Below are 9,251 nucleotides of genomic sequence, written 5' to 3'. Positions count from 1 at the left end.
CATTGCATAAAAATCCAAGAATGAAATCTGACAACGATTTAATCAGTGCTTCCCTTGCTTTGCCCATTCACCCCGTTTGGCCCCTTACCCATCACTTTGGCCGAGGTCCGCGGCCCTTCCCACGCTTTACAAGATGTGATATAATGTCTTCGGTAAGTGTGTTTATAGAATTTCCTGTGGAGTGAGCTTCGGCTCACTTTTTCTTATAGTAGGATGTTTGCATAAGGGAGGGCATATGGCGCGCAGGGAAATCGAAGAGGCAGTGGAAAAACTGCTGGAGTCCCGTCTGGAAGCGGAAGGCATCGAGCTTGTGGATGTGGAATATGTGCGGGAACGGAATTGGATTCTCCGCATTTTCATTGACAAGGAAGGCGGCGTGGATCTTTCTGACTGCCAGGCGGTCAGTGAAAAGGCCGGTGCCCTTCTGGATGAGGCAGACCTGATTCCGGATAACTACATGCTGGAGGTCTCTTCCCCGGGACTGGACCGGGTACTGAAGAAGGATAAGGATTTCATCCGGTACACCGGCAGCGACGTGGATGTGAAGCTCTTCGCTCCCCTTGAGGGTACGAAGGTGAAAGCTTTCACTGCAAAGCTTCTGGGCCTTTCGGAGGAAGGAGCCCTTCTCCTGGAGATGGAGGATGGCACAAAGACGTCTGTAGACAGGGATAAGATTTCGCAGGTAAGGCTGCATTTTTCATTTTAAAGCAGGAGGAAATATTCATCGTGAATGGCAATTTAATAGAAGCAGTCAAGGGTCTCGTGAAGGCCAAGAAAGTGGATGAGAACGTGGTTTTTGATGCATTGGAAATGATGCTTCTCACCGCTTACAAGAAGGAAACCGGCAGCAATGCGAAGACTTCCGTTTCCCTGAATCGTGAAACCGGGGACTATCATATTTACGCAGAAAAAACGGTGGTGGAAACCATTGATCCTGCTTCGGAAAATGCGGTGAATGAAATCACTGTGGAAGATGCCAAAAAGATTGATAAATCCTATGAAGCCGGCGATATGCTGCAGATCGATGTGACTCCGAAAAATTTCGGCCGCGTCGCTGCCCAGACTGCCAAGCAGGTCATGATCCAGAAGCTCCGGGAAGCGGAGAGAGGGTCCATTTACAACGAATTCTCCGGCCGTGAAGGCGATGTGATTACGGGCACCGTGAAGTGGAGCGAATCCCGCACCATTTTCGTAGACCTGGGCCGGGTAGAAGGCATTCTTCCCTACGCAGAACAGATTGAAGGGGAAGAATTCCACACCAATGATAAGATTAAATGCTACGTGCTGGAAGTACGGAAGACCACAAAGGGACCGGAAATCATCCTGTCCCGGACCCATCCAAATCTCCTGAAACGGCTCTTTGAACTGGAAGTACCGGAAATTTACAGCGGCACCGTAGAAATCAAGAGCGTAGTCCGTGAAGCAGGCTCCCGCTCCAAAATTGCTGTTTACGCCATGGACCCGAATGTGGATCCTGTCGGGGCCTGCGTAGGACCGAAGGGACAGCGTGTCCAGAATATTGTGGATGAACTCCATGATGAAAAGATTGATATTGTCCGCTGGGACGAGGATCCGGCCGTTTATATCGCCAATGCCCTTTCCCCGGCCAAGGTCATTTCTGTTTCCGTGTGGGAAGAAGAAAAATCTTCCTTCGTGGTGGTTCCTGACTACCAGCTGTCCCTGGCCATCGGCAAGTCCGGACAGAACGCCAGACTCGCTGCCAAGCTGACCGGCTGGAAGATTGATATCAAGAGCGAGACCCAGGCGAAGGAAGAAGGATTCGGCCAGCCCGAAGAGGAAGCGGAAGACGATGATATCCTGGGAGATATCGAGGCCGGCGGAGATACGGAGGAAGATAAAGAATGAAAGTAAAAAAGATCCCCATGCGCATGTGCGTAGGATGCAAGGAACTGAAGCCGAAAAAAGAGCTTCTCCGTATTGTGGCGCTTCCTACGGGTATCATCGAAGTGGACCGGACCGGTAAGAAATCGGGCCGCGGCGTATATGTATGCGACAATATGGATTGCTTCACGAAGGCCTATGAATCCCATGGCCTGGAGAAATCCCTGAAGCGTCCGGTTTCCAAAGAAGTGTACGAAGCACTGAAATCACAGATTGAAAATGGATGAGCCGATTTACAGGATGCTTGGCCTTTGCATGAAAGCAGGAAAACTGCTTTCCGGGAATGAACAGGTGTCAGAAGGGTTGAAAAAGAGGCAGGCCGTCCTGCTGATTGTTACAGAAGACAGCTCCCCGCGCACAAAGGACGAATATATAAAAGCTGCTGAAAGGCTCCACCTGCCATGCCGGCTGTTTGGCGAGAAAGAACGGCTGGGACAGGCTCTGGGGAAAGGTGTCAGGACAGCAGCGCTGATTACAGATCAAGGATTCGGCAGGGCAATTGCGGAAAAAATTGACCGCCGGAAATCATAAAGGTTGGGAGGCTGCTTATGCAGAAGAAAAAAAGAGTTTATGAATTAGCCAGGGAATTTGGGAAAACCGATAAAGAGGTACTGGAAGTACTGAAGAAGAATAATATTGATGTGACGAGCCGTCTGAGCAGTGTGGATGATAATGGCCACGCTGTGCTGGCGAAGGCTTTTGCCGCCAAGAAGAAGCCTGCCCGCCGGCCCATGATTCGGACTGTACGGTTCGACCAGCAGGGGCGGCCTACGGACCGGAAGAACAGGGAAGTGAAACAGCAGTCCTCCTATTCCTCCATTGAAGTGCCGGAAGAACCGAAACCGGCTCCGAAACCGGTGAAAAAGGCAGAAGAACCGAAGCCGGCGCCGAAGGCGGAAGCAAAGCCGGCCCGCCGGGCGGAAGAACCGAGACAGGAACGGAAAGAAAACCGTCCGCGGGATGAAAAGAATTTCCATACCCGGGACAGCCGCAATGAAAGGCAGGGCGAAAGAAACCGGAGTGACCGTCCCCAGAGGGACAGCAGGAATCGGACCGAATCCGGCAGACCGTCCCAGGGCAGAAATGATAGAAATGGAAACGGAAGGAATGACCGGAATGACCGTCCCCATCAGGATAGACGGCCTAATGACCGGAACAGCCGCCCCGCTCCGGTAGAAGAAAAACCGGCAGCCACCCAGAGACGGGAAAAACCGGCAAAGAAGAAGACGAAGAAGGACTGGGAAAGAAGCCGGAGGGAAAAAGAAGGGGGCTCCCTCATGGCCCGTTCTTTGAACCAGACAAAGAAAAAGAAGCATATGGCTGAGAAAAAAGCCGTCACCTATCCCACAGAAGTGGAACTTCCGCCGAGCGTTACCGTGAAGGAACTGGCAGATCTCTTCGGACGGGAAGTCAGCGAAGTGATTAAGCATCTCATGATGGATGGCGTCATGGCCACCATCAACCAGAACCTGGATCGGGATACCGTGGAAATCCTGGCAGAAGAATTCGGCGTGAAACTGCTGGAACCGAAGGAAGCGGCAGATCCCACCGAATATACACCGGCTCCCGATGATCCCCGGTTCCTGAAGCCCCGGCCTGCAGTGGTTACCATCATGGGCCACGTAGACCACGGCAAAACCACCCTTCTTGATGCCCTGCGGCAGACCAATGTAGCCATGCACGAAGCCGGCGGCATTACCCAGAGAATCGGTGCTTACCAGATCCGTTACAAAGGACACAAGATTACATTCCTCGATACCCCGGGCCATGAAGCATTTACCGCCATGCGTTCCAGAGGTGCCCAGATCACCGATATTGCAGTTCTCATCGTAGCAGCAGACGATGGCGTCATGCCGCAGACCATCGAAGCTATCCACCACGCAAAGAATGCGAAGGTGCCGATTATGGTAGCTATCAATAAAATTGATAAGCCCGGTGCCAACCCTGACCGCATCAAGGAAGAACTGTCCAAGGAAGGCCTCCTTGCCGAAGACTGGGGCGGCGATGTCATTATGACCCCCATTTCCGCCAAGAAGAAAATCGGCCTTGATGACCTTCTGGAAAATATCCTCCTGGTGGCAGAAATGCAGGAACTCAAGGCAAATCCGAACCGTGAAGCCTATGGCGTTGTCGTAGAAGCCCAGCTCGATAAGGGCAGGGGCCCTGTCATGAGCGTCCTCGTGCAGAACGGCACCCTCCACGTGGGAGATGGCATCCTGGCCGGCAAGTGCTGGGGCCGTGTCCGCGCTATGACCAATGAAAATGGCCGTAAGATGAAGAGCGCCGAGCCTTCTGCACCGGCGGAAATCCTTGGTATGGACAGCGTGCCGGAAGCGGGCGACCATTTCTATGTAATGGATGAAAAGAAAGCCAGAGCCATTGCAGAACTCCGGGCATCGAAGGCCAAGGAAGAAGAACAGAGAAGCGTACAGAAGGTTACCCTGGACAACATCTTCGAGAAGATCAAAGAAGGGGAAATGAAGGAACTGGATATCATCATCAAAGCCGATGTCCAGGGCTCCGTAGAAGCACTGGTACAGTCCCTTACCGCTATCAAGAGCGACGAAGTCCGTATTTCCATCGTCCATTCTGCGGTCGGTGCCATCAACGAATCCGATGTCATGCTGGCTTCTGCTTCCCATGCCCTCATTATCGGCTTCAATGTCCGTCCTGATGCCAATGCAAGAGCCATGGCGGAAAAAGACGGGGTCGATATCCGTCTGTACCGCGTCATCTACGACTGCATCGACGATGTCAAAGCCGCTATGGCCGGTATGCTGGAACCCACCATCCGCGAAGTTCTCCTGGGCCATGCGGAAGTGCGCCAGGTCATCCATACTCCAAAAGTCATCGTAGCAGGCTCTTATGTCCAGGACGGTAAAGTCACCAGTACCTGCCAGCTCCGCCTCATCCGCGATGGTATCGTTATCCATGAAGGTAAGATTGCATCCCTTCGCCGTTTCAAAGATGACGTGAAGGAAGTGGCTGCAGGCTTCGAATGCGGTATCGCCATCGACAGCTACCGTGACGTGAAAGAAGGAGACCAGCTGGAAGCCTTCGAACTGAAGGAAGAAGCAGCCAAGCTGGAATAAGAAGGGGGAAGGAAATCTTCCTTTCCGGTGAGAACCGCTATATGCAAAGTGGCTGAAGGGGAACGCCTTCGGCGAGGTGGCTCAAGGGAAACGCCTCTGGCGAGGGGGTGGTGCGGCGCACAAAATGGATAGCGCCGCAGAAGATATACTTTTCTATGTCCCACTATCCTTACCCCGTCATCTCGAGCGGCATTTCGCACAGTCTTGGCTTTATCTACGAAAATAGTATGTGAGAAAGAGCCGAGAAATCTTCCGGAAAAAGTCAGTGACAGTCTTACAAAGATATCGCTGCCAAAGCCAGGGGAGCGATGATTAATACGCAGAGCCAGGGAAGCACTGATTAAATCGTTGTTCGAGTATACTCTTGTATTTTCATGCAATACAGGGAATAATCCGACGCGAATAGCGAGCTATTTAAGGAGGATTATGACACAGTATTGCATGAAAATACATGTATAATCGGACTCTGCGAATTGATCAGCGCTTCCCCAGATTTCATAGGGATTTTTATGCACTATTTCGTCATAACTTGGCTAAGGGTAAAAGGGAGATGCTTTCTTTTTAGCGGCTGGCTGATCAATTTACCTTGGGCGCAGCAGTCCTATGCAGGACTTTGTCTTAAATAGTCTGCGATTCCTGTCGGATTATTCCTTGCATTGCGTAAAATCCAAGAATGAAATCTGGCAAGGACTTAGTCAGTGCTTTCCTGTGGCTTCGCCTGCGGCATCCCATGAGCACACCCTCGGGCGAAGCCCGTTCTCCTTTGGCCGGAGGCCATTCCCCCTGAACCACTTCGACCGCAGGGCGTTACCCCTGATTATTCCCATCCGCCTTTTCAACAGAATAAAGGGCGGATGTTTTTCTCTATAGATTATCTGCCGAACGATCGGCGTACCCCATAGGAGGTGTACCATGTCTGAATTACGCGTACGCAAAGTACAGGAATTTATTAAACAGGAAGTGAGCAGCATGCTGCTCCATGACCTGAAGGATCCCCGCATCGGCTTTGTCACTGTCACCGGCGTCGAAGTGACCGGAGACCTGCGGGAAGCGAAAATCTTCGTTTCCCTCTTTGGAAAGGACGAAGAAAAGGCGGCTTCCCTGGAAGCCCTGAACCGGGGGAAAGGCTTCATTCGCCGGGAACTTGGGCAGCGGCTCAAAATTTATTACACCCCGGAAATTTCCTTTGAAGAAGATACATCCCTGGATTATGGGATGCACATCGACGGTCTTCTGAAAAAAATCCATGAGGAGGAAGACAAATGAGCCTTGCCCTGAATCACGCCAAAGAAATTACAAAAGAAGAGGCCATGGCCTTTTTGAAATCCCATAACCGGTTCCTTCTTGTAGGCCACGAGCATCCTGATGGAGACGATGTCGGGTCTATCTGTGCGCTCCACAATGTGCTTCTGTCCATGGGAAAGGAAGCGGACATGGTACTGCCGGATCCGGTGCCCCAGGTATACCGGCTTATCAAGACCACGGAGCTGGTGCATACATTCATTCCGGAAGGGCGGGACTACGATGCCCTGGTCTTCACGGACCTGGGAAATCTGGAACGGGGAGGAAACTTCGATTTTCCCGATGTAGACAGCCTCTGCATTGACCACCATCGGTCCAATGAACGGTATACGGACTATCTGTACCTGCAGTATAAATACGCAGCCACAGCGGAAATGCTGGCGGAAATGTTCTTCGATGAAAACATCCGGATGGACAAGGACACCTGCAATGCCCTCTACATGGCCATCGGTACGGACAGCGGATTCTTCAAGTTCAGCTGCACATCCCCCCATACCCTGCTCATGGCCAGCCGTCTCGTCGCCATGGGAGCGGATCCTTCCTATATTTCCAACCGTCTCGATGAAAAGACGGAGGAAGCCATGAAATGCTACCAGCTCGTGGCGGGTACGGTCCATTCCTACGACAATGGGAAGATCGTCATCGCCTACATGGGAAAAGAAGCCATGGACCTGGATGGAGAAAATTCCGATGCCTACGCTTCCATTCCCCGGTGCATCAAGGGCTGTGAAATTGCGGCGCTTTTCAAGTACAAGGGAGACAGGGAAACTCGGATTTCCCTGCGCTCCAAAGACTATGCCAACGTAGGGGAACTGGCAGCAGAATTTGGCGGCGGCGGCCACTGGAAAGCTTCGGGCTGCACCATTCATGATTCCTTCGAAGGGGCGGAGCCGCTCTTTGTAAAAGCAGCGGAGAAATACCTCTGATGGATGGTGTCATCAATGTGGTGAAGCCGAAGGGATGGACCTCCTTCGATGTGATTGCAAAACTCCGGAAGATTTACCACCAGAAAAAAATCGGCCACGGCGGGACACTGGACCCCATGGCCTCCGGCGTCCTGCCCGTATTTCTGGGGCGGGCTGCGAGGCTCATCGAGTATGCCCCCATTCACCGGAAGACCTACGAAGCGGAATTCACCATGGGCATTGCCACGGATACGGAAGACATGACCGGCAGGATCCTTGAAAAAGGTCCCCTGCCGGAGGATCTTTCGGTCTTTGAAAAAGCGGCAGCTGCCCTGCGGGGCCCTATCATGCAGGTGCCCTCTGCCTATTCTGCCCTGAAAGTACACGGGGAACGGGCCTATAAGCTGGCAAGGGAAGGGAAGAAAGTGGACCTGCCGGCCAGGCCGGTTACCATTTATGATCTCACCATAGAAGATATAGAGCCTCCGCTTATCCATATGTCTGTCACCTGCAGTGCCGGTACCTATATCCGGGCCCTGGGACGGGACCTGGGAAAGGCGGCGGGCTGCCTCCTCACCATGAGTGCTCTCACGAGAACCGAAATGGGTCCTTTCACCCTGAAAGATGCATGGACTCTGGAAGATATCGAAAAGGACCCGGAAGGAGCCATCCTTCGTGACCTCCATCCCATCCTGTCAGGCCTGGGCCAGATAGATATTTCCGAGAAAGAGGCGGCTGATTTTCTCCAGGGAAAGAGAATCCATACAGGGGAGAAGGATGCCGGGAGTGTGGCTGTATTTTCAGGTTCCCGATTCCTCGGCATCGCTTCTATTCAAAGAGGAATCATTCATCCAAAGAAAGTGTTTTCCTGAGTCATGGATATCTATCAATCATTGAAGGAATTGCCGGTCCATAGCCGATTTGTGCTGGCCATGGGATTTTTTGACGGCTGCCATCTGGGACATCGGAAGCTCTTTGAAAAAGTAAAATCATTGGCTCTGGCCGAAGGAGCCCTGCCGGGGGTACTTACCTTCTGGCCCCATCCCCTGTCGGTTTTAGCACCGGATATTCATGTGCCCCTGCTCCAGGACAGGAAAGAAAAGGAACAGTCCTTTGAAAAAGCAGGCATGAAGCTGGCCCTCTTTCTGGCACCGGATCGGGAATTTCTTGCGAAACCGGCAGAAACGTTTCTGGAAGAACTGGCAACCCTGCCAGGACTTGCAGGCATAGTGACCGGAGAAAATTTTACCTTCGGTCATGGGGCTCTCGGAAACAGCCCCATGCTTCTGGAATTCTTTCAGCATACACCGATCAGGGCGGAAGTGGTGCCCCTCTTCTCGGAAGATGGGGAGATTGTATCCAGCACCGCCATTCGCAGCCTCATCCAGAAAGGGGATATGACTGAATCGGCCCGCCTGCTGGGACGGTTCTATACCACATCCGGTGACATTGTCCATGGATTTCACCGGGGCACGGATATTTTGGGATTTCCCACGGCAAACCTTGAGCTCCCGGAAAACCACGTGTGCCCTGCCGATGGGGTCTATGCCACGGAAGCCATTATCCATGGACGGACATACCCTGCTATTACGAATGTGGGTACCAATCCCACCTTTGGAAATGAAGAAAGAACCATAGAAACCTTCATTTTCCATTTTGACGAGTCCATCTACGGCAGTCCCTTTACGCTCCGATGGATCCGGCGGCTTCGGGGAGAAATCCGCTTCCCCTCTGCCGACGCCCTGCGGGAGCAGATCGCAAAAGATGTCCGGGAGGCAGAGCGGATATTGGCGACGGTAAAGTAGTGCATTTGTGAGACAATATGAAAAAAGCAGCGGCGCATCATTGATGGTGCGCCGCCTTTTGCATGGTTTCCGTATTTTGCTTCCAAAGGGGTTCAAGTGACTATACGCGGAGAGAGGTTTGCAGAATCATTGAATTGCCGGTTATGCTATCCGCACTTTGTCATTCCGGCTGTTCTTGCACTTCCTGCTGTTAAGGAAGCGCTGATTAATTCGCAGAGTCAGATTTCATAAGGATTTTTATGCAC

At 52.2% G+C, this 9,251-nt stretch carries 9 protein-coding genes; all 9 read left to right on the top strand.

Features of this window, described 5'->3' with window-relative positions; genetic code table 11:
• Window positions 1-235: 235 nt before the first annotated feature.
• The 9 genes from rimP to ribF all read left to right on the top strand — a co-directional run bounded on the left by rimP (window position 236) and on the right by ribF (window position 9,006).
• On the top strand, window positions 236-706 hold the full coding sequence (gene rimP / locus QZR21_RS06350) for a ribosome maturation factor RimP (protein ID WP_296098444.1): 471 nt from the start codon (window positions 236-238) through the stop codon (window positions 704-706).
• A gap of 20 nt (window positions 707-726) precedes the next feature.
• Window positions 727-1,866 (top strand): transcription termination factor NusA, encoded by a 1,140-nt coding sequence (nusA, locus tag QZR21_RS06345; protein ID WP_296098447.1) that lies wholly within the window; start codon window positions 727-729, stop codon window positions 1,864-1,866.
• Entirely contained in the window at window positions 1,863-2,129 is a 267-nt protein-coding gene (locus QZR21_RS06340) for an RNase P modulator RnpM (RefSeq protein ID WP_296098452.1), read from the top strand. Before nusA ends, QZR21_RS06340 begins: the two co-directional genes overlap by 4 nt.
• Window positions 2,122-2,433 (top strand): ribosomal L7Ae/L30e/S12e/Gadd45 family protein, encoded by a 312-nt coding sequence (locus tag QZR21_RS06335; RefSeq protein ID WP_296098455.1) that lies wholly within the window; start codon window positions 2,122-2,124, stop codon window positions 2,431-2,433. Before QZR21_RS06340 ends, QZR21_RS06335 begins: the two co-directional genes overlap by 8 nt.
• A 17-nt stretch (window positions 2,434-2,450) precedes the next feature.
• Entirely contained in the window at window positions 2,451-4,994 is a 2,544-nt protein-coding gene (gene infB / locus QZR21_RS06330; RefSeq protein ID WP_296098458.1) for a translation initiation factor IF-2, read from the top strand.
• 912 nt (window positions 4,995-5,906) lie between these two features.
• Window positions 5,907-6,260 (top strand): 30S ribosome-binding factor RbfA, encoded by a 354-nt coding sequence (gene rbfA, locus QZR21_RS06325; RefSeq protein WP_296098460.1) that lies wholly within the window; start codon window positions 5,907-5,909, stop codon window positions 6,258-6,260.
• Entirely contained in the window at window positions 6,257-7,222 is a 966-nt protein-coding gene (locus tag QZR21_RS06320; RefSeq protein ID WP_296098462.1) for a bifunctional oligoribonuclease/PAP phosphatase NrnA, read from the top strand. Before rbfA ends, QZR21_RS06320 begins: the two co-directional genes overlap by 4 nt.
• A complete protein-coding gene (gene truB / locus QZR21_RS06315) occupies window positions 7,222-8,073 on the top strand; it encodes a tRNA pseudouridine(55) synthase TruB (RefSeq protein ID WP_296098464.1) in 852 nt (283 codons plus the stop codon). Before QZR21_RS06320 ends, truB begins: the two co-directional genes overlap by 1 nt.
• Window positions 8,074-8,076: 3 nt before the next feature.
• Window positions 8,077-9,006, top strand: coding sequence for a riboflavin biosynthesis protein RibF (gene ribF / locus QZR21_RS06310; protein ID WP_296098467.1), 930 nt, complete (start codon window positions 8,077-8,079; stop codon window positions 9,004-9,006).
• Window positions 9,007-9,251 lie beyond the last annotated feature (245 nt).

The sequence above is a fragment of the uncultured Dialister sp. genome (assembly GCF_900541605.1).
GTDB lineage: Bacteria > Bacillota > Negativicutes > Veillonellales > Dialisteraceae > Dialister.
Note: the sequence above shows the minus strand (reverse complement) of the source record. Positions and strands in the feature narration are given on the sequence as shown.